We start from the raw sequence: 22,667 nt of genomic DNA on the forward strand, positions 1-22,667 counted from the left end.
ACCTGCCGTAACTTCGAGACAATCTCTTCGGGCTTCGGTCGCTTGTTTGCCATTCGTGGTCCTCCGTTTCCTAAACATAGCGGTGGACCAGCTCAGTTGGGGAGGCTCAAGGGACCTTGTTGCAGTCGACTTACTTCACTGCGCGCACAGAAGGAAATCAGTGATTTTGACGCCTTCATTCAAGAATGGGCGTAGAAACGCCCGAGTACCTGTTGTGTTGATATACGTTTCGCCCAAGCGCCAGGAATTCTGCACTTAGCGTTCCTTCAAATGTGCCCCGTGCGAAGACCAACGGTGAATAATCGCAACCCGTGTGTTGAGGTCGCCAAATCAACTCTCGGACCGCATTCAGCTATGATATCTGTTCGATCACGACAGGAAACTGTGCCTCAGGTAGAACAGCACAGCATTTTAACCGCCGTTTTGGGGACGTTGCGGCCCCTCAAAGAGCCTACCGTGAAACCAGTTCGAATCCCATTTGTCCGAACCATTTTTCATTTCCACATGCCAGTCATTCATCAAGAGATTGCAACTTATCCATCTGCACTATTCGTTCGCAACTGCCTGAACATGGGCTGCGAAAGCAGGATTGAACATCAGTGCCTTGCACCTGTCGAAGCGACCCGTAGCATAGGCCCAGAAATCTTCGGCCGGGTTATCATCGGCATGTTGGATCAAGCCCCAGAGTGTCCACAGAAGATCGCACATCGCCTTGTAGATCACCATTCGCCCGAATTGAGCCGCTGTTGGTGCCGCGCCAAAATAGGACGTCAGCATCTCGATTTCCTGCTTCTCGGTCAGCCCGGCTTCGACTGATAAATCGCCGAGGTCCCAAAGAGCATCATTCATCCCGGAATATTCGAAATCCACGATCCACATACGGTCACCGTTGTCGAGAAAGTTCTCGCAAAGCGGATCGCAATGGCTGGGAACCAGCGCGCCCGGCTTGTCTTGCAGCAGCTGTTTGATCGGCGCCGCTTCGGCGACGATTTCAGTATAGCCTTCGGGCAGGGAAATATCCTTTGTTGCCAGGACTTTCAGATATTCATCGATCATCGAAAAGAGTTCGAACCGGAACTCGAAAGGGCGGGGTGACTCGTGTAGTTGCCGCAGGGCATGGCCGGCACGCGCAGCCGCTCCGGTGCGCGTTGCGAAAAGCTCGGGTGTCATGGTGACGATATCGTCAATGCAGTCACTGATCATCACACCGGTATCTGCATCCGCCCAAAGCACAGCGGGACCGATACCAGCTTCGGCTGCGACCCTGGCATTGTGAATCTCAACGCCACGATCGATATAATCCGCGGTTCCGTCTCCGGGGATGCGAACGATCATGGTGTGTCCGCAGGTTTCCACTCTGTAGACCAGGTTGGTCAACCCACCCAGCCGCTTGATTTCGCTGTTTTGTGCTGAGGTGTCCTCAAAGCCTTTCAGGTTGCGAAGTTCACTCAGGACACGGTCAGTGTTTCCGTCAGTCATTTTCTGCCCTCCCCCTCAGGCTTTTAGCCGTTCATTGGCCGGGTCGAACAGAGGCCCGTCCACCCGGCAGATTTGTTTGCGGTCACCGAACAGTTCGAGTTCGAATTCCGTCTGGTCCGTCATCGCCACCGGAAGATAGCCGTAGATGATCGTTTTCCCGACGTGGTACCCATAACCACCGCTGCTGGCGCGCGAAACGGTTACGCCATTGTGCAGGATGGTTTCTCCCCCGGTCATCGGCAGTTTTTCTTCGGTCACGAAGGTACAGAGTATCTGTGCCGTGCCATTGGATTTCTGGTCCTCCAGCACATCGCGCCCTAGGAAACTTTCCTTCGATTTCAGGTGGACGCGAGAGCCCAGGCCCGCTTCTACAGGTGTATAGTCCGGGGTGATGTCGGTGCTCCAGTAAAGATACCCCTTTTCCAGGCGCAGCGAGTCAATGGCCCGGTAGCCGATATCGCGGATGCCATGGGCGTGCCCGGCCTTCCAAAGCTGATCATAGACATGAAGTGCAAATTCGGTTGGGATGTGCAGTTCCCAGCCCAACTCGCCGGTATAGCCTATGCGCACCGCACGCACTCTTGCTGCTCCGACTGTAATGTCGCGCGCTGTTGCAAAGGGAAACGCAGCGTTTGAGATATCCTCTTCGGTTACCGTCTGCAGGACGTCGCGCGCTTTTGGCCCGCACATGTTGATCACCGCGCGGGAAGAGGTAACCTCGATTAAATGTGCTGATCCGTCTTCCGGCAGATGACGTCGGATCCAGTCGGAATCGTGAACCCCGAATCCAGCGCCGGTCACGATATAGAAATGGTCGCGCCCCAGGCGGGTGATGGTGACATCCGCCTCGACGCCGCCTTTGTCGTTACAAAGTTGGGTATAGATTACGCTGCCATCCGGCTTGTCCATGTTTGAGACCGCCAGGTGTTGCAACACATCCAACGCGCCAGAGCCGATCAGCTCGAACTTGGAAAAGCTCGACTGGTCGATCAGAACGACACTTTCGCGGGCAGCGCGGTGTTCTTCGGCCGCGAAGACATGCCAACCGGGATTGAGGAAATCGAGTTGATCCACTGGGGCGACCCCAGCTGGGGCAAACCACAAAGGCCGTTCCCACCCGTTCTTCGATCCATAAACCGCCCCGTGTTCTTTCAATCGGTTATATAGTGGAGACAAGCGCAAATTACGTGCGGTCTCGGCCTCCTGGCCCGGATAGCGCATCTTGTAGTGATGTGCGTAATGTTCGACGGCTCGGGGATACATAAAGGCCTTGGTCGCATGATGTGGGCTGAACCGCCGCACGTCCAATGGCCAAAGATCCAGGCTTGGGCGCCCGTTCAGAATCCATTCGGCGATCATTTCCCCCGCGCCCCCGCCAGCCGCAATGCCGTAGAGGAACCCGGTCGAAAGCATCAGGTTCTTGATCTCAGGGGCCCAGCCCATGACAAAATCACCATCGGCGGAATAGGGGATCGGTCCATTGATGATTTGCCGGATTCCGACCTGGTTCACGACAGGGGTGACGACACCGGCAAGTTCAGCCAGCGGCGCGAAACGGTCAAGATTGTCAGGCAGCAACTGGCGCACAAACTCTCCGGGAATACCCTGTTCTCCAAATGGCAATGTGTCGTCTTCGTAACCTCCGATGACCAGACGCCCGCCAGCATCGGGCTTGTAATAGACCAGACGCTCGGGGTCGCGCAGTGTGGGCAGGCCCTTGACCAATTCCGGCTCTGGCAACGGTTCTGTTACGACATATTGGTGCTCGACAGCGCAGGCTGGCACCACGACGCCCAGTTTTGCCGCCAGTTCACGGCTCCACATGCCCGAGGCCAGCACAACGGTTTCCGCCTCATAGTCGTCGTTGGTTGTCATCACTTTGGTTATGCGACCATTGCGGATTTCGAAATCCTCAACCTTCACCCCCTGCCTGATTTGTGCGCCGTGGTTACGCGCACCGGCTGCAATCGCCAGACACAGGCCAGCGGGGTCGACATGACCGTCCGAGGGAATAAAGGCGGCCCCCTCTAACCCGTCGGCATCGATATAGGGAAACAGGGCCGTCGCTTCGGCTGGTGAGATGATTTCCATCTCCAGGTCAAAACTGCGTGCCATCGTCGCCAGACGTTTTGCCTCCAGTAACCGTTCCTTGGTTGCCGCCAGCCGCAAGCTGCCGACTTTCTTCCAGTCGAATTCCATACCGGTCTCGTCAGCCAGCCGGTCGTAGAGCGCGACTGACCGTTTCAGCATCCGGGTTGTATTGCGGGAAGATCGCAATTGCCCAACCAGCCCGGCGGCATGCCACGTTGCCCCCTCTGTCAGAGATGCCTTTTCCAGAAGGACGACATCCGTCTCACCTGCCTGGGCCAGATGATAAGCGATTGAGCATCCGATGATGCCGCCGCCAATAATAAGGTGTTTTGCAGAATGGGTTGTCATGGCCTCGCCCCTGTCGACAAATTGGGTGCCAGATCACCGTATCGGCCAATATAAATCAACAAAAATTAAACAAGAGTGTTGAAATCTGTTGATTTAAGGGGGTAGCTACAATTTATCCTGTTAAAGTCCAACATCCGAGTGACTGAATGTCAAAATACGAAAAGGACATCCTGAGCGCGGTTAACATGCATGGCCGAATCTCGGTCATGGACCTGGCGCAGAGGCTTAACGTTTCCGATCAGACAATTCGTCGAATTGTAAAGCCGTTGGTGGATGCGGGGCAAATCGACAAGGTTCACGGCGCGTTGATCAGCACCCAAAAGGTTCTGGATCCCCCTTTCATCGCGCGTATGACAACCAACCGCGCAGCGAAAGTCGCCATTGCCAAGTCAATATTGAACCTTGTGCCAGATAACGCGTCCATTGCTATCGATACGGGATCTACGTCGGGTTTTGTGGCCCAAGCCCTCAAGGCGCGCAGAGATCTTACCGTGGTGACGAATTCAGCGTTCATCGCAACAACTTTGGCCATGGGGAACGGCAACCGGGTCTTTATGGCAGGCACACAGCTTCGAAATCATGACGGGGCAGCGTTCGACCGCGCGGCCTTTGACGTTATTGCAAATATGTCGGTGGAGTACTCAATCCTGTCGGCGTCACGTGTGGATCCGAAACAGGGTTTTTTGGTGTTCGAACAATGCGAAGTCGATATTGCGGTCGCAATGAAGGCGATCAGCGAACGATGTTTCATGGCAGTGGACTCGACCAAGTTCCAGGCATCCGAACCCAAACCGGCCTTGCGTCTTCCGGCTCTTTCGGCAAGTGACTTCCTGATAACCGAGCGGAAGCCTGCGCCAAAATTTGAAGGCGTCATAGGTCGGGCAAAGACAGTAATCGCCGCAGATCAGTTTCAAGCTTTTGATGAGTGATTGGCCTTTGGGAACGGACGTTTTTTCCTATTGTTTACCACAAAGCTGTGTGGAGTGGCGGGATTGCGTCGCTTGCATAACGCGTGGGCCGCATCAATATTGTCGGCGACATCTGACATACTCCGGCACTCCAAAATGGCAACTGTCCTGATATCCGCTTCAACGAAATTCCGATATGTTCCGTCCAACGTAGGCTGACTTCCTTGGCCGTGAAATAAGCCAGCGACAGATCGACAGGGCGATCCTCGGCCATCGCCTTGATCGGGAACGCTGCCTGTTCTCGATTGTTCGATGACTTATGGTTGCCCGCACCGACACTGATCCTTCGCTACTGAAGTGGCCCGTCGTTGTGATTGGGAAAACGGAGGAAACACGATGGGAAACAAGTGACAGAACCTGCGACGCCAAGTCAGCGTCGCGCCTGAGTAACGTCGGGCTCAGAGGCCAGTGCAGTCACTCAACCATGCCTATCCGTTCGATCTGTTGCACTAACGTACCACAGCTGATCAGAGCCTGCCCCGTTGTCAGGATCATCTGGGGCAGGATCATCCATTCCAGCGTCCAGGCAACGCCGGAACGTTCCTGCTCATGCACCAGCGCCTGATGCATGCCCGACAGTTGGGTTGCGTTGAAACGAGCAAGTGCGACCAGCAGTTCCGCGCGGACCGGGTTGCGCTTGTGAGGCATCGCCGAAGATCCGCCGCCACCTGCCAGCGAAACCTCGTCCACCCCCTGCTGGGCCATGAGCGACACGTCCTGACCGATCTTTCCCAGCGATCCGGTTATCAATGAAAGCCATGAGGCAAACTCTGCAAGATTGTCCCGGCGGGTATGCCAGTTTGCATCGCAGCTGGCCAGGCCAAGCCTGTCGGCCATATGATCTGCGATTGTCTGTCCGGATCCGAGCATCCCAACGCGGTCGCCAACGGCGCCGCCAAGTTGCAGCACAAGCAATTTGGGCTGCAATTCGGTCAGGCGTTTCTGGTGATCGGCCAAGGGCAACCGCCAGTTTTGTAGGCGCGTGGCAACTGTAATCTGCAATGCCGCCTGCATTCGGGTTCGCCCCATCATCACGCATTCGCCATATGCCTGTTCCAGCGCCACAAGCGCATCTATCAGGTTTGAAAGGCGGGCCGAAAACACCTCCAGAATGTCCTTGATTGACATGACCAGAGCGGTGTCGACAACATCCTGCGACGTCATCCCCTTATGCAGCGCCACGTGGCAATGATCAGGCAATGCCGCTTTGAGCGACCGCACCAGCGCGGGCACCACCACGCCATCCAATGCCGTCCCGTCGCGCAGCGCCTGCATGTCGGGACGGTGTTGTCGGATAAGTTTTGCCGCGGTATCCACCACCTCTGCTGGTACGGTGCCGACCGCCGCCAAAGCCTCTGAATATGCGGCCTCGACGGCCAGCATGTGTCGCAGCTGAGCCTCTGCACCCAGCAACTCTGAGGTCTGTGGGTCCTCAAACAGCCCGCTGAGCCAGGGATGAGTGGAAAGCTGTTCCATCCTATTTGTGGCCTTTGAACTGAAGAGGGCGGATATCAATCGTCATGGCGCCAATTCTCCTTGCGCTCAAAGAGCCAAAATTTCGCGGGCCTGTTGCCATGTTGCGACCGGACGTTCGTGCTTTGCACATAGCTCGGTCACGCGATTGACCAGCGCAGCATTCGAAGGCGCAAGTGTAATCCGGTCCAGCCGGACATTGTCTTCCAGACCTGTTCGCGTGTGCCCACCCGCAGCAATGGCCCATTCATTTACCACAATCTGGTTTGGACCGATCCCGGCAGCACACCATTCAGCATCCGGTGCGCGATCCTGCATGGACTTCACGTAAAAGTCGAATACGGCCCTGTCGACCGGCATCGCGTTTTTGACACCCATGACAAACTGAACATACAGCTTGCCATAAAGCTTGCCTTCCTTGTGCAATCTGATCGCTTGCAGGATGTGGGACAGGTCAAACGCCTCGATCTCGGGTGTGACTTCGTATTTTCGCATCTCGGCTGACAGCCAGTCCACCAGATCGGGTGGATTTTCATAAACCCGGGTGGGAAAGTTGTTCGATCCAACCGACAGCGACGCCATGTCAGGTGACAGGGGCAGCATTCCGCCCCTTGCCTGACCGGCGCCTGACCGCCCACCGGTAGAGAACTGGATAATCATTCCGGGGCAGTGTTTTTGCAAACCCTCTTTGAGGAGGGCGAATTTCTCGGGGTCGCTGCTGGGCGTCTGATCATCGTTGCGAACATGGGCGTGGACGATGCTGGCCCCGGCCTCGAACGCCTCTTGCGTGCTTTCGACCTGTTCCGCAACCGAGATCGGCACCGCGGGGTTGTTCTTTTTGGTGGGCAGGGAACCGGTGATAGCCACGCAGATAATGCAGGGTTTGGTCATGGTGACTTCCTGAAATGAGTGCCGCCTTGGCAAGGCAGCACCAAGTAATCAGATATCAAAAAAGACGGTCTCATCTTCGCCTTGTATCTTGATATCGAAGCGATAGACAACTTGACCGTCCCGATTGGTGCGTTTGGCCAGCAGCGTTGCGCGGCGGCGTTCCCATTCGATGAGATTAAGGACCGGGTCCTTGCTATTGGCCTCTTCCTCGTCCTCGAAATAGATACGCGTATTCAGGCCGACATTGATGCCCCGGGCAACAATCCAAAGGTTGATATGAGGGGCCTGCTGGCCCACGTTTCGTCCCGGTGTCGGACCGGGTTTGACTGTGTCGAACGCCCATTCGCCGGTTTCAAAGTTGGTGATGACGCGTCCCCAGCCGCGAAAGCCGTCTTCGACATCGCCGCCGCCCTCAGGATGGGCATAGACGCCCTTGGCATTTGCTTGCCAAGCCTCAAGCAGAACATCCTTGATGGGAGATCCTGCCCCGTCCACGACCAGTCCTTCGACCCGAATACGCTCACCCTCGGCATTTGGTCCGGCTATGTCCCAGCCCAATTCCTGCCTGTAGATTTCAAATCCGGCAGCCCCGGGCGCCAGACCGATATGGACGTAAGGCCCGGCTGTTTGCGAGGGGGTTTCCTTCAGATAATTCAGCTGTTGCATCTTCAGTTCCCCTCCAGACGGTTTTCAAACAGGGTCGAGCGCCGACCGCGCAAGACCACGTCAAATTTATAGGCGATGGTATCCAGAGGGATCGTTGAATTCATATCGAGCCGCGAAATCAGGCGGCTGATCGCATCGGCGTCAGGAATAGTTTTCACGATCGGGCACCTGTCGATCAACGGGTCACCTTCGAAATAGCATTGTGTGATCAGGCGCTGTGCGAAACCTGTTCCGAATATCGACATGTGGATATGGGCGGGACGCCAGCTGTTCACCCAATTGCGCCAGGGGTAGGCACCGGGTTTCACGGTGCGAAAGAAATAATAACCGTTTTCATCTGTCAGGGTGCGGCCGCAACCACCGAAATTGGGATCGATCGGTGCCAGATAGGTATCTTTCTTGTGTCGATAGCGCCCACCTGCATTCGCCTGCCAGATTTCCACCAACGTGTTTGGCAGCGGACGTCCGTTTTCATCCAGCACCCTGCCGTGCAGAATGATACGCTCGCCAATCGGGCTTTCGCCGGGTTGCGCATAGTTCGAGATCAGGTCGTTATCCAGAGGATCAACATCGTTGTGGCCAAAAACCGGGCCGGTGACCTCACTGATCGAGTTTTGCAGCGAGATCAGCGAATATTGCGGTGAACGGGTCACGCTGGTCTTGTAGTCGGGTGTCAGCGCAGGTGGGTGCCACTCGCGGTCACGCTGGTAGAATTCACCTTGTTTCAACATTGTCGGATCACACTTCCTTTTTGTCTGACTGGGGTTCCTACGCGTTTCCCATTCAGTCCTGTTCCATTTCATCATAGGTCTGTTTTGCCAGTTTGAGGGCCTGATTGGCGCGTGGCACGCCCGCGTAAATTGCGACGTGCTGAAACGCTTCAAGTACATCCTGCTTGCTGGCGCCGGTACGGGCTGTGGCGCGGATGTGCATCGGGATTTCTTCGAAATTGCCCAACGCAGCCAGCAAAGCCAGCGTCAGCATGGATCTCTCACGGTCGCTGATCCCGTCCGAGGCCCAGACGGTGCCCCACGCGCCTTCGGTGATAAGCGTCTGAAATGGACCGTCCAAATCAGACTTGGCGTCTTCGGCGCGATCCACATGGGCATCGCCCAGAATTCTGCGCCGCACTCGCATACCGGACTCGTATTTGTCACTCATTGCGGTTCTCCATCAGGAAGGCGGACAAGTCTTCAGCATAGGTAGCGGGGGCTTCCACACATGGCAGGTGCCCGGTGTTGGGTATTTCGGCATAGCGCGCCCCGGGGATCATAGCACAGGTCTGCCGGACCAGTTCGGACGGGCAGGCGCGGTCATCTGATCCGGCAATGGCCAGAACCGGCAATCGCAGCACCCGGGTCATGGGTTCAAGATCCGCATCTGCAATCGCGTTGCAGCATCCCAGGTACCCAGAAACAGGTGTACGTACCAGCATGTTGCGCCAAAGCAGCACGTTATCGGTTGCCCTGAAACCCGCCGCAAACCAACGGTCCAGAATTGCGTCTGCGACAGGCTCGATGCCGGATGACCGGATCGCGCCCATCCGGTCACGCCACATCTGCGCCGTCCCCATTTTCGTGGCGGTGTTAGACAGAACAAGGGCGCGGATCTGGTCCGGTCTGCGCGAAGCCAGCGCCTGACCGATCATGCCGCCAATAGACAGGCCGACAAACACCGTGTCGCGAACCCCGATATGGTCAAGCAAAGCCTCGGCGTCATCCGCCAGCCCAGCCATGCTGTAAAGCGCCTGAGGGCATTCCGACAGGCCGTGACCACGCAGATCGAACCGGATCAGGCGCAGCCCCTTGGGCAGCAACGGCAAAACCTTGTCCCAAAGGCGCAGGTCAGTTCCCAGCGAGTTGGCAAACACCACAGGCGTGCCATCTGGATCGCCATCCTCACGCCAATGCAGGTGAATGTTATCCAGCGCCGCAATCTGCATCAGTAGGGCAGCCCGACGTAGTTTTGTGCAAACACCGATTGGGCCTCTTTGTTTTCGCACAGGAAATCAATGTCAGCCTTCTGCATTTTCAGGTCAAAGCCGTTCTGTTCCGGAAAACGGTGCAACAGATTGGTCGTGGACCAGCTGAACCGCTCGGCCTTCCAGATCCGGGCCAGCGCTTTTTCGGAATAGCGGTCGATGCCTTCGCTGTCGCGGTCTTCATAGAATTGCAGCAGTGCGTTGTGCAGATAGTGGATGTCGCTTGCCGCCGTGTTAAGCCCCTTGGCCCCTGTGGGGGGCACGATATGCGCGGCATCCCCACACAGGAACAAACGGCCCCAGCGCATTGGTTCGGTCACGAAAGACCGCAGCGCCGCAATTGATTTTTCGACCGATGGCCCGGTAATCAGTGTCTCAGCATATTGCGCGGGGATCCTGCGTTTCAGCTCCTGCCAGAAGGCTTGATCAGTCCAGTCATCGGCACTGTCAGACAGCGAGCATTGAATGTAGTATCGGCTGAGGTTCTCATTGCGCATGGAACAAAGCGCAAAACCGCGTTCCGATCCGGCATATATCAGTTCGTTATGGACCGGGGGTGTTTCGGACAAAACGCCCAGCCAGCCAAACGGATAGACCTTTTCATATTCCCGGCGCACGGTCAGCGGGATGGTTTGACGCGACACCCCATGAAATCCGTCGCAACCGGCGACAAAATCGCAATCAATCCGGTGTCCGGTCCCATCCGCTTGATACGTCACATAGGGTGCATCGCTGTCAGCCCCGTGAATCTGAACATCATCGGCGTTGAAAACGATCTTACCGCCCATTGCCTCGCGCGCATCATACAGGTCACGGGTTACTTCAGTTTGTCCGTAAACAACCACATGACTGCCTGTCAGCTTTTTAAAGTTGATGCCGAATTCGATATCGCCATACGAGATCACTGTGCCGTCATGGACAAAGCATTCCTTGTCCATCCGCTCTGCCACACCGGCTTCGCGCATCAGTTCCACAAAACCGGTTTCCAGAATACCAGCGCGAATGCGGCCCAGAACATATTCCCTGGTTTTGCGCTCTAATACGATGGTGTCTATGCCCTTGCGGTGCAACAACTGGCTGAGCAAAAGACCTGAGGGTCCACCGCCGATGATCGCGACCTGAACGCGCATGTTGGCTCTCCTGATTTCGCGTATCTAATAATTGAACGCCATATCTCGATATGTAAAATGAGTTCTGCTTGGACTTAGTTGCCGGAATTGGAAAGTAATGATAGATCGCCGCATCAAAGTTAGGCATATTCAATGTTTTATTGAGATATGTCGCGAGAAAAGCCTGAAAGTTGCGGCAGAGAAGCTGTTTCTCACGCAACCGGCGATATCCAAGACACTTAAGGAGCTTGAGGATATTCTGGGCACTGTGCTGTTGTCCCGTAACCGGTCCGGTGTTTCTCTGACGCGGCAGGGCGAAGTGTTTCTGCATTTTGCCGAAATGTCACTGGCCGCTTTGCAGCAAGGTTTTTCTGGTGTGGAACAGATCGAGGCGCGGGGCAGGGCCAGCCTTCGGGTCGGGGTGCTGCCTTCGGTTGCGGCCCGTTTGATGCCAGCCGTTGCTACCGAGTTTTCCGAACTTGCGGGCAATGCCCGACTGAGCGTTTTCGACGGTCCACATGGCCATTTGATGGAGCGTCTTCGACTGGGCGACCTAGAGCTTGTTATCGGGCGTTTGGGTCGCCCTGAAACCATGCAGGGCATTTCCTTTACCCAGCTTTACGAGGAGAAGGTCGTCTTTGTCGTGCGCGCGGATCACCCGCTGCTGAAAGCCCCCGATCTCAGGCGGATTACCGAGTGGCAAGTGCTTTACCCGCCTGAAGGATCGGCAATTCGGCCCTTGGTGGATCGCCTCATGATCGCGCACGGGATTGGTGAAATCGAAGATCGTCTGGAAACTGTCTCGGGTGCTTTCGGGCGGGTGTATACCCGGCAGACCGATGCGATCTGGATCATCTCGGCGGGGGTGGTCGCCAATGAAATCAGCGATGGCCACCTTGTGGCGCTGCCGTTTGATACGTCAATCACACGCGGGCCCGTCGGGCTGATGCGTCGGCCTGACCAGGTCCTGTCACCTCAGGCGCAGGTTTTCGGGTTGGCTTTGGACAATGCAATTGCGAGGTTGGGCTTGTCGCCTGATGGTGCGACCTCTGATAACTAAGGCTGGTCCATTCCGCCGGGTGGCGCTAGGACAGGAGCACAAGATGGATGACAAGGAACGCAGAATCCGTGAGGCGATTATCGAGAAATGCCTTTTTCTGAATTCCAGTGGTCTTAGCCAGGGCACATCCGGCAATATCTCGGCCCGATACGAGAACCGGATGCTGATCACACCTTCGGCGACGCCATATGACAAGCTGACCCCGGAGATGATCGTCTCAATGCCATTTGATGGAGAGTTTGGGACCTGGTATGGCCCGCTCAAACCTTCGACCGAATGGCGGTTTCACTTCGACATCCTCAAGACCCGCCCCGATATGGGCGCGGTGGTCCATGCACATCCGATCTATTGCACGGCGCTGGCGATTGCACACAAAGAAATCCCGGCAGCGCATTACATGGTCGCGGCCTTCGGCGGTCCCAATGTTCGCTGCGCACCCTATGCGCGCTTTGGAACGCCCGAGCTGTCGGAGCTGGCGATCGAAGCGCTGCAAGATCGAACCGCCTGTCTGCTTGGAAATCATGGGTCCATTGCCATGGGAGAGGACCTGGACAAGGCCATATGGCGCGCAGTCGAGCTGGAAACCATTGCCCGTCAATATTACCTTTCCCTGACCCTCGGTCCGGTGATCCTGACCGATGAACAGATTTCCGAAACGCTATCCGGTTTCGCTTCTTACGGCGTTCAGGACGACTACAAGGACGTCGCAGCAGGCACTGCGCACGAGCAAAATGCGTCTGAACAGAAGTGAGCGCCAGGATGGCCGCGCTGGGGGTCGGTATATTGGGCTCAAGTCCAGAACTTCGCGACGTGATCAGGAGGTTTTCGCCTGTCGGCGTTGGTGTCACGCATCTGGCCATTCGCGCGGATACGGCTGCCTATTGATTTATTGTCGCGCGTAAAGAAAATGTAAGGTCAAAGCAAAAGAGTTCCGCAAGCGGGTAGGTATGGTAAAAATAAGAAATATGGAGGAGTTCGCGGCCCTGAGCGGGATTTCTCGGCCAACGGTTTCCAAATATTTCCACGACCCGGAAAGCGTTCGTTCCTCTACGCGGGCGCGTATCGAAGAAGCATTGGAAAAGTTCGATTACCGTCCAAATATCTATGCGGTGAACCAGAACCGAAAGCTGACCAAGAATATCGGTATCGTTGTTCCCTATCTTGCCGATCCATTTTTTGCCGAGATGGCCAGATACCTCGAGCAGAGCTGTATTGCGGCCGGGTATCGTCCATCTCTTTTCAGCTCGCATGGTGAGCAGGAACTCGAGAACGAAATACTCGACAGCCTGCGGTCGCTCAAGCCGGCCGGAGTACTGTTTGCTCCTTTGGGGCGCGGGTCGGACCGAGCTCACATCGAGAAATTTTGCGCCGAGGTGCCAACAGTTCTGTTTGACAGCAACCTCGAAGGTTTGGGTGCAGCCTTTATAGGGTCGGACAATTTCAGTTTTGTTTCCCAAACCGTGGAATACATGACCCGGACGGGTGAACCTCCGTCTTTCTTTGAAATGCGCACGCCAGCAAACCCAAACGCCAACAAGCGACGCAAGGCATATATTGAGGTTATGGAACGTCTGGGGTTCGAGCCCCATGTCATAAAAATCGATGGTGAAGGCTGGGCGTTTGAAGAGATCGGGCATCAGGGTGCTTTGAGAGTGTTGGAGAAAGGTGCTCTCAGGACGAATTCAGTTTTGTGCAGCAATGACCGTCTTGCAATCGGATTTCTGGCAGCCTGTTATGAGCAGGGGATTCGGGTTGGGCGAAAGGAAGATTGCTCACTCCGTGTCGCATCAAATGACGACCACCCCTTTGCAAAATTTACCTGCCCATCGCTGACAACAGCTGCGCATGATTATGACAACGTGGCTGGGCGCAGTGTGGATACCTTGTTTGAACTCATTGAAAGCGGCGGAAAATTTGACGATCGGACGGAAACTCTGTTTCCTGCGCGGCTTGTCTTGAGAGAATCCGCGTGAATTAAAACTTAACGCGCGTAAAGTTATTATTGACGCCGCGACAAATTATAAACTAGGGTCTCTGTACAGCATCCAAGCTCAGGGAGGACAGGGATGTATTTGAAGAACGCACTTCGTGCGGCGACTGCGTTGACTTTCGTCGCAACGGCAGCAGCCCAAGCGGAAACCATCACGATCGCGACCGTCAACAATGGCGACATGATCCGGATGCAGGGCTACACAGACGATTTCTCTAAAGCGACCGGCATCGATGTCGAGTGGGTGACGCTTGAAGAAAACGTACTGCGTCAGCGCGTGACCACCGACATCACGACCAAGGGCGGTCAGTTCGATATCATGACCATCGGCATGTACGAAACTCCGATCTGGGGCGCGAACGGCTGGCTGGTACCGCTGGACGGTTTGTCCGATGAATATGATGTTGGTGATCTGCTGCCTGCGATGGCAGGCGGGTTGAGCCATGATGGCACGCTTTACGCTGCGCCGTTTTATGGCGAAAGCTCGATGATCATGTACCGCACCGACCTGATGGAAAAGGCCGGTCTGGAAATGCCCGAAGCACCTACATGGCAATTCATCCGTGAAGCCGCGGCTGCCATGACCGATCGTGACAACGACATCAACGGCATCTGCCTGCGTGGTAAGGCAGGTTGGGGTGAAGGTGGTGCGTTCATTACGGCCATGTCCAACTCGTTTGGTGCACGTTGGTTTGACGAAGACTGGAAGCCGCAATTCGACCAGCCCGAATGGGCGGAAACGCTGAATTTCTACGTTGGAATGATGTCGGAATCCGGACCGGCCGGATATGCCACCAACGGCTTCAATGAAAACCTGTCGCTGTTCCAGCAGGGCAAGTGCGGCATGTGGATCGATGCGACAGTTGCAGCCTCTTTCGTGACCAACCCCAACGACTCGACAGTGGCGGATCACGTTGGCTTTGCTCTTGCGCCAGACACCGGTTTGGGCAAGCGGTCCAACTGGCTCTGGGCCTGGGCGCTGGCCATTCCAGCGGGCACACAAAAACAGGATGCAGCCAAACAATTCATCGAGTGGGCCACGTCCAAGGACTATATTGAACTGGTTGCCGCAGCCGAAGGTTGGGCGAACGTGCCGCCGGGTGCGCGCAAATCGCTGTACGAAAACCCTAACTATCAGGAAGTTCCATTCGCTCAGATGACGTTGAACTCGATCCTGTCTGCCGATCCAAGCAACCCGACAGTGAAGCCGGTGCCTTATGTTGGCGTTCAGTTTGCGGCAATTCCGGAATTTGCGGGTATCGCCACGCAAGTCAGCCAGGAGTTCTCGGCCGTCTATGCCGGACAGCAAACGGTGGATGAGGCGCTTGCCAAAGCGCAGGCCTTCACAGCAGAAGAGATGGAAGCCGCAGGATACTGAGGCAACCTTCCCAGCGGGGGGCAGACCTTCTGTCCCCTGCTCCCACTTCCACAATTCGTGTTTTTCTCGCAGGCTGCCTTACGCCTGAACAGAGAGGTCTTGCACAATGGCAACTCAACATTCCAGATCAGTTGCACGCCTGATGATGGCACCCGCAGTGGTGCTGCTGCTTGGCTGGATGCTCGTGCCGCTGACGATGACCCTGTATTTTTCCTTCAAGAAATACCTTCCCTTGCGGGGCGGTGATCTCGGATGGGTGGGTTTCGACAACTATATCCGGTTTGTTTCGTCCAGTTCGTTCTGGCCCGCCGTACAGGCAACGCTTGTCATTGTTATTGGCGTGTTGGCGATTACGGTCTTACTGGGCATCCTGCTCGCCATGCTTCTGGATCAACCGATGTGGGGCCAGGGGGTGGTGCGCATCCTCGTTATTGCACCATTCTTTGTTATGCCGACTGTGTCAGCTCTGGTCTGGAAAAACATGTTCATGGACCCGGTCAACGGGTTGTTGGCCCATCTGTGGCGCTTTTTCGGGGCTGAACCGGTCTCGTGGTTGTCCGAAGCTTCAATGACTTCGATTATCATGATCGTGTCGTGGCAATGGTTGCCATTTGCGACACTGATCCTTTTGACCGCAATCCAGTCGCTGGACAGTGAGCAACTGGAAGCCGCTGAAATGGATGGCGCACCGCCGCTCAAGCGGTTCTACCACATCATTCTGCCGCACCTGAGCCGTGCAATCACAATCGTAATCCTGATCCAGACAATCTTTCTGCTTTCGATCTTTGCCGAGATTTTCGTCACCACCGGTGGCGCGTTCGGCACCCGTACACTCACCTACCTGATCTTCCAGCGCGTTTTGGAAAGCCAGAATGTCGGTCTCGGATCAGCCGGAGGTGTCTATGCGATCATTCTCGCCAATATCGTTGCGGTCTTCCTGATGCGCATCGTCGGCAAGAACCTGGACGCGTGAAGAGGTAAAACCATGGCCCGCACCGTTACAATCCAACGCAAGTCGCTGAACACTGCCCTGGCCTGGGCCGTCGGTCTGCTGATCTTTTTCCCGATCCTCTGGACCATCCTGACCAGCTTCAAAACCGAAGCACAGGCCATCGCAAGCCCGCCACTGTTCCTGAACTTCGACTGGACGCTCGAGAACTATGCTGTCGTGCAGGAACGATCGAACTACATGCGTTTCCTTTGGAACTCAGTCATCATCGCAGGTGGGTCAACCCTGTTGGGTGTGATCATTGCCGTACCGGCAGCATGGGCAATGGCGTTTGTTCCTTCGAAACGTACAAAGGACATTTTGCTTTGGATGCTCTCTACCAAGATGTTGCCCGCAGTCGGTGTCCTTTACCCGATCTACCTGCTGTTCATCCGTCTGGGGCTGCTTGATACACGAGGTGGACTGGTTGTCGTGTTGATGCTGATCAACTTGCCGATCATCGTCTGGATGCTCTACACCTACTTTCGCGAAATTCCCGGTGAAATCCTTGAAGCCGCGCGGATGGACGGGGCAACGCTGAAAGAGGAAATCCTGCACATCCTGACACCCATGGCTGTACCGGGCATCGCTTCGACTGTTTTGCTGAACTTCATTCTTGCCTGGAACGAGGCATTCTGGACCCTCAACCTGACAGCCGTTGACGCGGCCCCGCTGACCGCATTTATCGCCAGCTATTCCAGCCCCGAGGGCCTGTTCTTTGCCAAGCTCAGCGCGGCTTCGACAATGGCCATTGCACCGATCCTGATCCTTGGCTGGTTTAGCCAGAAACAACTTGTCCGCGGCCTGACTTTTGGCGCTGTGAAATAAGGAAAACTTCTCATGGGACGTATTCAACTCAAGTCCGTGACCAAAAGCTTTGGCGACGTGCAGGTTATCCCGCCATTGGATCTGACCATCGAAGACGGAGAGTTCACGGTGTTCGTCGGGCCATCGGGTTGCGGAAAGTCCACTTTGCTGCGCCTGATTGCAGGGTTGGAGGACATCACCTCTGGCTCCATCGACATTGATGGGGCCGATGCAACAAACGTACCACCTGCAAAACGCGGTCTGGCGATGGTTTTCCAGTCTTATGCCTTATATCCGCACATGTCCGTTCGCAAGAACATCGCCTTTCCCTTGCGCATGGCGAAACTGGATCAGGCCGAAATCGACAAACGTGTGGAAGGGGCCGCGCAGGTTCTGAACCTGACCGACTATCTGGATCGCCGCCCCGGCCAACTGTCTGGTGGCCAGCGCCAGCGTGTGGCCATCGGGCGTGCCATTGTCCGCGAACCCGCAGCGTTTCTGTTCGATGAACCGCTGTCCAACCTGGACGCCGCGCTGCGCGTTGGCATGCGTTTGGAGATCAGCGAGTTGCACGAGCGGTTGGCGACAACCATGATCTATGTGACCCATGATCAGGTCGAAGCGATGACGATGGCCGACAAGATCGTCGTGCTTCAGGCTGGTGTGATCGAGCAGGTCGGAAGCCCGCTGGACCTATATCGAACGCCGCGAAACCTTTTTGTCGCCGGGTTCATCGGTTCGCCCAAGATGAACTTTATCGAAGGCGAAGAGGCTGCAAAACAAGGCGCACATACAATCGGTATTCGCCCCGAACATATTGCTGTGTCCGAGAGCGCAGGAACCTGGAGCGGTGTCGTGGGCGTGTCCGAGCATCTTGGATCAGATACGTTTTTCCACATACATGAAACCGGTCTGGCGGAAACAATCACGGTGCGCGCGGACGGAGAGGTTGGATTTCGGCATGGCGACCGTATCTACCTGACGCCACGTGCCGACGTGCTTCATCGTTTTGACGCCCAAGGGCTGCGGATCGAATGAAGCGACTGGACGGAAAAACCGCGCTCATCACCGGGGCTGCGCGCGGAATCGGGCTGGCCTTTGCAAAAGCTTACGTCGCCGAAGGTGCGCGTGTGGCCATTGCCGACATTGATATCACGCGGGCGCAAGCCGCAGCCTCGGAAATAGGTGGCGCAGCAATGGCGGTCGAAATGAATGTCGCTGATCAGGACAGCATCGACAATGCTGTTGCGCGCACAGTGGATCAGTTCGGCCAGATTGACATTCTGATCAACAATGCCGCCGTCTTTTCAGCAGCGCCAATCACCGAAATCGACCGCGCCGATTACCAGCGCGTCTTCGATATCAATGTCTCGGGCACCCTGTTTACACTGCAGGCCGTCGCGCGACACATGATCGACGCCAATGTCAAAGGCCGGATCATCAATCTGGCCTCACAGGCTGGTCGGCGTGGCGAATCTCTGGTCGCCGTTTACTGCGCCAGCAAGGCCGCCGTAATCTCTTTGACGCAGTCAGCGGGGCTCAATCTGATCGCTCACGGGATAAATGTGAATGCGATCGCACCTGGTGTTGTGGATGGAGAACATTGGGATGGCGTCGATGCCTTCTTTGCGAAGTATGAAAATAAACAACCGGGACAGAAGAAGCGCGAAGTTGCATCAGCGGCACCGTTCGGCCGTATGGGACGTGCCGAGGATTTGACCGGGATGGCTGTGTTTCTGGCGTCTGATGAAGCGGAATACATCGTGGCCCAGACTTACAATGTCGATGGCGGAAACTGGATGAGCTGATGACCCCTTTGGCGGACATAACACCGGTAGAGCTGCGCCTTAACCACCTTGGGGCGCTTCCGGCAGATATCAAGAAACCCGGATACCGGCGAGAAGATTTGGCACCTGGGATTGTTCATATCGGACTTGGGAATTTTCACCGTGCGCATCAGGCGTGGTACATTCACAGGCTGATGCAAAAAGGGTTGGCCCTCGACTGGGCGATCATCGGGGCCGGTGTTCGGGCCTATGACGCGGACATGCGCGAAAAGCTGATTGGGCAGGACTGTCTGACAACTTTGATCGAGCTTGACCCGTCCGGTGTTTCGGCCGAAATCATCGGCCCGTTGATCGACTATCTGCCCATTGAACCCCGAAATGCACCTCTGATCAGGAAGATGTCCGATCCCGCCATTCGGATCGTGTCCCTTACCGTTACTGAAGGCGGCTATTTTCTGGATGCCAAGTCGGGTGTTTTCGACGTGGACCACGGTGATATTCGACACGACGTGCAAAACCCGCAACAGCCTCGCACGGTCTTTGGTGCCATAGTGGCAGCACTTGGCAATCGCCGTGCCGCCGGGTATCTGCCCTTTACGGCATTAAGCTGTGACAACCTTCAGGGCAACGGAACCATCCTGCGCAATTGCGTTGTTGAACTGGCACGCCTTACGGACCCTGATCTTGCGGATTGGATCGATCAGAACGGGGCGTTCCCGAATTCGATGGTGGATTGCATTGTTCCCGCAACCACTGATCATGTCCGAACTCAGACCCGCGCCCTGGGAATTGAAGACTGCGTTCCGGTGTCACACGAGAATTTCCGCCAATGGGTGATTGAAGACGATTTCTGTGCCGGGCGGCCGATGTTGGAGAATGTCGGCGTTACGATCACCAAAGACGTACACGCATATGAAACCCTGAAACTACGTATTCTGAACGGCGGGCACCAGATTCTGGCGAATGTGGGTGAGGTTCTGAACATCCCCACAATCGCGGACTGCATGAACGACCGGGAAATTTCGGCATTCTTCCTGAAAGTACAGACCGAAGAAATTCTTCCTCATGCCATTGCAGTTCCCGGGATGACACCGGAACAGTATCTGGATCTGGTCAATCGCAGGTTTTCGAACACGGCTATTCACGACACCACGCGGCGCGTGGCCTTTGATGGGTCTGCACGACACCCCGGATTCTTGCTCCCGTCGCTTCGCGATGCACTGGCCTCGGGTACATCTGTTACTGGGTTGGCGCTGGTTGAAGCTTTCTGGTGCCGGATGTGCGCCGGTCTGCGTGAGGATGGATCAGAGATTGCGCCCAATGATCCCATCTGGAGCGATTTGCAGAGTGCGGCCCTTGCCGCCAGGGAACAGCCCGAAAAGTGGCTTGAGGCAGCAAACCTGTACGGAAGTACTGGTCGTGAAGCCCAGTTCGCAGAAGCCTTCATACGCTGGTTGCCACGGATTTGGCAGCACGGATGCCGGACGACGATCAAAAGCTATCTGAATGCGCTTTCCTGACGGATGTGATCTCGGTTCAGGTGGTTTCCATTATAGAACTGGTCGCAGGCTTTGAATTTCCGGTTGTCCGATCGAAAACTGCCATAGGCGTCAATCTTTGGATTTCCGCACGATATATACGCCTGCGAGGCAGAGAGCGAAACCAAAGGCGATGCGCCAGGTGACCGGCTCGCCCAGGATCATCCAGGCCAGTGCTATTGCCAAAGGTGTGACAAGGTAAAGCAATGTGGACACGCGGGTCGCGTCGCCGCGCTGAACAAGTGCGACATAGAGGCTGATCGAGATCAGGGAATTGGCGATGACCAGATACGCAAGGGAAAGGATCAGGTTTGGATGCCAGGTGACTTCCATTGTTTCGGTCGCCATTGCGATGGGAAGCAGCACGGCAAATCCGATCACATATTGAACAGCACCACCCAACACTGGGTCGCTGCGCCGCCCGTGACGTTTTTCCAGCAAAGTGGCGGCGGTCAGGCCGACCAATGCACTAACCGCAAGCAGCCCGGCGGAAAGAGGCACTGCGCTGGTCTTGTCAAAGACGCTGATTGCAACCCCCGCAAAACCCAGCGCCAGGCCGACCCACATCACGGGCCGTCCACGCGCTTCTCCGACCAACGGAGAGAAGGCGGCGACAAGTGCGGGTTGCAAGGCCATCACGATGGCAGTGGTGCCGGCACCCAACCCCTGTTTCATCGCCTGGTAGGCCAGACCGAAGTAAACACACTGAATAAGAAACCCACTTGCCGCCATCGCGGCCCAGTGCGCCGGATCACGCGGCAGGGCAGGGCGGAACACCGCCAGCAGCGGCAGAAGACACAGAACAGCCAGACCATAACGGATCGCAAGCATGGTCATCGGTTCCACATAGGGCAGCCCCAGCTTGGCAAAGCTGTAGCCACCCGCCCAGAACAGCACGAACAGAACCGGTGCACCCAACCAGAATATCGATACCGCGCGGGCCGAGGTCATCATCTATTCCAGCTTCGAAGATAATCGCCCAAGCATATCAAGGCATTGGGCCATCTGGTCGACCGAGACGTATTCATCAGGTTTATGCGCCTGATCGATTGATCCGGGGCCGCAGACAACGACGCTCATCCCCAACTGCTGGAATATCCCGGCCTCGGTGCCGAAAGGTACAACGTCGGCGCCATTTGCCCCTGTCAGTTCCATCACAAGGTCACGCGCCTCGTTCTCGTCCATTGGCTCCAGCCCGTCGACCTCACCGATTACTTCGGTCTTGATACCGGCACCGGGATGAACAGTCTGCATTGCCGGGATCAGGGTTTGCGCGCAAAACCGGTGCAGTTCGTCTTTGACGTAATCCGCATCCGCCTTTTGCACTGGTCGCATCTCCCAATCGACCCGCGCCTTACCGGGGATCACATTATGGGCCACCCCGCCCACCAACGTACCGGTATTGATTGTTGTCCATGGCGGGTCGAACGGGCTGTTTGCCGGTGCTCGCCCTTGCAAATCAGCCTTCAGCGCCAGCAGTTTCGACACGTATTGCACCGCGTATTCGACTGCGTTAACGCCGCGCTCGGGGGCCGAGCCATGGCCTTCGAACCCGGTAAAATGCGCTGTATATTCATAGCAACCCTTATGGCCTTCGATGATGCGCATCGAGGTGGGCTCGCCGATGATGACCACAGCGGGTTTGATCGCTTTCTCCCGCAGGGTCTTGGCCAAAGCCTGCGCGCCAAAACAGCCGATTTCTTCATCATAGGTAAAGGCAAAATGCACCGGGCGCTGAAGGTCCAGCTTTGCGTAATACGGGGCCATGACGACTGCCGCCGCTATAAACCCTTTCATATCGCAGGTTCCGCGCCCAAACCACTTGCCGTCCCGCTCCTCCATCACGAACGGGTCCGAGGACCAGTCCTGATCGGCGACAGGCACTACATCGGAATGGCCTGACAGAACGATACCACCGTCGCGCTTTGGGCCCAATGTGGCAAAAAGATTGGCTTTGGTGCCGGTTTCATCATGCCATATTTCAACCTCTGCACCGCAATCGCTCAACCGGTCCGCGAGGTGTTTGATCATGTCCAGGTTGCTGTCTGACGAAACCGTGGGGAAGCTGATCAGTTCGCCCAGCAGGGTCTTGGCGTCTTCGAGGGTGCTCAAG

The 22,667-nt window shown here is 56.0% G+C and carries 23 protein-coding genes; 12 read left to right on the forward strand and 11 right to left on the reverse strand.

Annotation, left to right across the window (positions count from 1 at the left end):
• The coding region (locus ACR0EK_RS18480; protein ID WP_480968023.1) for a hypothetical protein at window positions 1-195 on the forward strand (195 nt) is incomplete at its 5' end.
• 351 nt (window positions 196-546) lie between these two features.
• On the opposite strand, the gene ACR0EK_RS18485 is transcribed toward ACR0EK_RS18480, so the two are convergent.
• Window positions 547-1,479, reverse strand: coding sequence for a phosphotransferase (locus ACR0EK_RS18485; RefSeq protein ID WP_480488789.1), 933 nt, complete (start codon window positions 1,477-1,479; stop codon window positions 547-549).
• Between the two features lie 15 nt (window positions 1,480-1,494).
• Window positions 1,495-3,918: a GcvT family protein gene (locus ACR0EK_RS18490; protein WP_480901006.1), complete on the reverse strand. Its 2,424-nt coding sequence runs from the start codon at window positions 3,916-3,918 to the stop codon at window positions 1,495-1,497.
• A gap of 146 nt (window positions 3,919-4,064) precedes the next feature.
• On the opposite strand from ACR0EK_RS18490, the gene ACR0EK_RS18495 reads away from it, so the two are divergent.
• Complete coding sequence (locus tag ACR0EK_RS18495) at window positions 4,065-4,847, forward strand: DeoR/GlpR family DNA-binding transcription regulator (RefSeq protein WP_480488793.1); 783 nt, start codon at window positions 4,065-4,067, stop codon at window positions 4,845-4,847.
• A 453-nt stretch (window positions 4,848-5,300) separates the two neighbouring features.
• Here the strand turns inward: ACR0EK_RS18495 and ACR0EK_RS18500 are convergent, their stop codons facing one another.
• The 7 genes from ACR0EK_RS18500 to pobA all read right to left on the reverse strand — a co-directional run bounded on the left by ACR0EK_RS18500 (window position 5,301) and on the right by pobA (window position 11,027).
• A complete protein-coding gene (locus ACR0EK_RS18500; RefSeq protein WP_480968024.1) occupies window positions 5,301-6,362 on the reverse strand; it encodes a 3-carboxy-cis,cis-muconate cycloisomerase in 1,062 nt (353 codons plus the stop codon).
• A 66-nt stretch (window positions 6,363-6,428) separates the two neighbouring features.
• A complete protein-coding gene (locus tag ACR0EK_RS18505; RefSeq protein WP_480901001.1) occupies window positions 6,429-7,250 on the reverse strand; it encodes a 3-oxoadipate:acetyl-CoA acetyltransferase in 822 nt (273 codons plus the stop codon).
• A gap of 48 nt (window positions 7,251-7,298) precedes the next feature.
• The gene (pcaG, locus tag ACR0EK_RS18510; protein WP_480833294.1) at window positions 7,299-7,916 is read right to left on the reverse strand and encodes a protocatechuate 3,4-dioxygenase subunit alpha; all 618 of its coding nucleotides are present in this window, start codon (window positions 7,914-7,916) and stop codon (window positions 7,299-7,301) included.
• A 2-nt stretch (window positions 7,917-7,918) separates the two neighbouring features.
• Window positions 7,919-8,647 carry a protocatechuate 3,4-dioxygenase subunit beta gene (pcaH, locus tag ACR0EK_RS18515; RefSeq protein WP_480900997.1) on the reverse strand — a complete coding sequence of 243 codons (729 nt, stop codon included), beginning with the start codon at window positions 8,645-8,647 and terminating at the stop codon, window positions 7,919-7,921.
• Between the two features lie 52 nt (window positions 8,648-8,699).
• Window positions 8,700-9,077: a 4-carboxymuconolactone decarboxylase gene (pcaC, locus tag ACR0EK_RS18520; RefSeq protein ID WP_480488803.1), complete on the reverse strand. Its 378-nt coding sequence runs from the start codon at window positions 9,075-9,077 to the stop codon at window positions 8,700-8,702.
• Window positions 9,070-9,858: a 3-oxoadipate enol-lactonase gene (pcaD, locus tag ACR0EK_RS18525; protein WP_480900995.1), complete on the reverse strand. Its 789-nt coding sequence runs from the start codon at window positions 9,856-9,858 to the stop codon at window positions 9,070-9,072. Before pcaD ends, pcaC begins: the two co-directional genes overlap by 8 nt.
• The gene (gene pobA, locus ACR0EK_RS18530) at window positions 9,858-11,027 is read right to left on the reverse strand and encodes a 4-hydroxybenzoate 3-monooxygenase (RefSeq protein ID WP_480547488.1); all 1,170 of its coding nucleotides are present in this window, start codon (window positions 11,025-11,027) and stop codon (window positions 9,858-9,860) included. The genes pcaD and pobA overlap by 1 nt, the downstream gene beginning before the upstream one ends.
• Before the next feature lie 97 nt (window positions 11,028-11,124).
• Between pobA and pcaQ the strand changes: the two genes are divergently transcribed.
• The 10 genes from pcaQ (at window position 11,125) to ACR0EK_RS18580 (ending at window position 20,536) form a co-directional block, all read left to right on the forward strand.
• Window positions 11,125-12,066: a pca operon transcription factor PcaQ gene (gene pcaQ, locus ACR0EK_RS18535; RefSeq protein WP_480488809.1), complete on the forward strand. Its 942-nt coding sequence runs from the start codon at window positions 11,125-11,127 to the stop codon at window positions 12,064-12,066.
• Window positions 12,067-12,109: 43 nt separating this feature from the next.
• Entirely contained in the window at window positions 12,110-12,817 is a 708-nt protein-coding gene (locus tag ACR0EK_RS18540; protein ID WP_480774346.1) for a class II aldolase/adducin family protein, read from the forward strand.
• Window positions 12,818-12,825: 8 nt separating this feature from the next.
• On the forward strand, window positions 12,826-12,951 hold the full coding sequence (locus tag ACR0EK_RS18545; protein ID WP_480871470.1) for a hypothetical protein: 126 nt from the start codon (window positions 12,826-12,828) through the stop codon (window positions 12,949-12,951).
• Between the two features lie 62 nt (window positions 12,952-13,013).
• Complete coding sequence (locus ACR0EK_RS18550) at window positions 13,014-14,039, forward strand: LacI family DNA-binding transcriptional regulator (protein ID WP_480774344.1); 1,026 nt, start codon at window positions 13,014-13,016, stop codon at window positions 14,037-14,039.
• 93 nt (window positions 14,040-14,132) lie between these two features.
• Window positions 14,133-15,434: an ABC transporter substrate-binding protein gene (locus ACR0EK_RS18555; RefSeq protein WP_480484636.1), complete on the forward strand. Its 1,302-nt coding sequence runs from the start codon at window positions 14,133-14,135 to the stop codon at window positions 15,432-15,434.
• Window positions 15,435-15,540: 106 nt separating this feature from the next.
• On the forward strand, window positions 15,541-16,407 hold the full coding sequence (locus tag ACR0EK_RS18560; RefSeq protein WP_480488815.1) for a carbohydrate ABC transporter permease: 867 nt from the start codon (window positions 15,541-15,543) through the stop codon (window positions 16,405-16,407).
• Window positions 16,408-16,419: 12 nt separating this feature from the next.
• On the forward strand, window positions 16,420-17,250 hold the full coding sequence (locus ACR0EK_RS18565; RefSeq protein ID WP_209506825.1) for a carbohydrate ABC transporter permease: 831 nt from the start codon (window positions 16,420-16,422) through the stop codon (window positions 17,248-17,250).
• 12 nt (window positions 17,251-17,262) lie between these two features.
• Window positions 17,263-18,267, forward strand: coding sequence for an ABC transporter ATP-binding protein (locus tag ACR0EK_RS18570; RefSeq protein ID WP_480900989.1), 1,005 nt, complete (start codon window positions 17,263-17,265; stop codon window positions 18,265-18,267).
• A complete protein-coding gene (locus tag ACR0EK_RS18575) occupies window positions 18,264-19,037 on the forward strand; it encodes an L-iditol 2-dehydrogenase (protein ID WP_480900987.1) in 774 nt (257 codons plus the stop codon). Before ACR0EK_RS18570 ends, ACR0EK_RS18575 begins: the two co-directional genes overlap by 4 nt.
• Window positions 19,037-20,536 carry a mannitol dehydrogenase family protein gene (locus tag ACR0EK_RS18580; protein ID WP_480900986.1) on the forward strand — a complete coding sequence of 500 codons (1,500 nt, stop codon included), beginning with the start codon at window positions 19,037-19,039 and terminating at the stop codon, window positions 20,534-20,536. The genes ACR0EK_RS18575 and ACR0EK_RS18580 overlap by 1 nt, the downstream gene beginning before the upstream one ends.
• Before the next feature lie 90 nt (window positions 20,537-20,626).
• Here the strand turns inward: ACR0EK_RS18580 and ACR0EK_RS18585 are convergent, their stop codons facing one another.
• Together ACR0EK_RS18585 and argE are read right to left on the reverse strand one after the other, a co-directional pair.
• Window positions 20,627-21,508, reverse strand: coding sequence for a DMT family transporter (locus ACR0EK_RS18585; protein WP_480484641.1), 882 nt, complete (start codon window positions 21,506-21,508; stop codon window positions 20,627-20,629).
• Window positions 21,509-22,666 (reverse strand): acetylornithine deacetylase, encoded by a 1,158-nt coding sequence (gene argE / locus ACR0EK_RS18590; RefSeq protein WP_480488823.1) that lies wholly within the window; start codon window positions 22,664-22,666, stop codon window positions 21,509-21,511. It abuts the gene before it with no gap.
• Between the last annotated feature and the right edge of the window lies 1 nt (window position 22,667).

The sequence above is a fragment of the Ruegeria sp. AE4 genome (assembly GCF_056542185.1).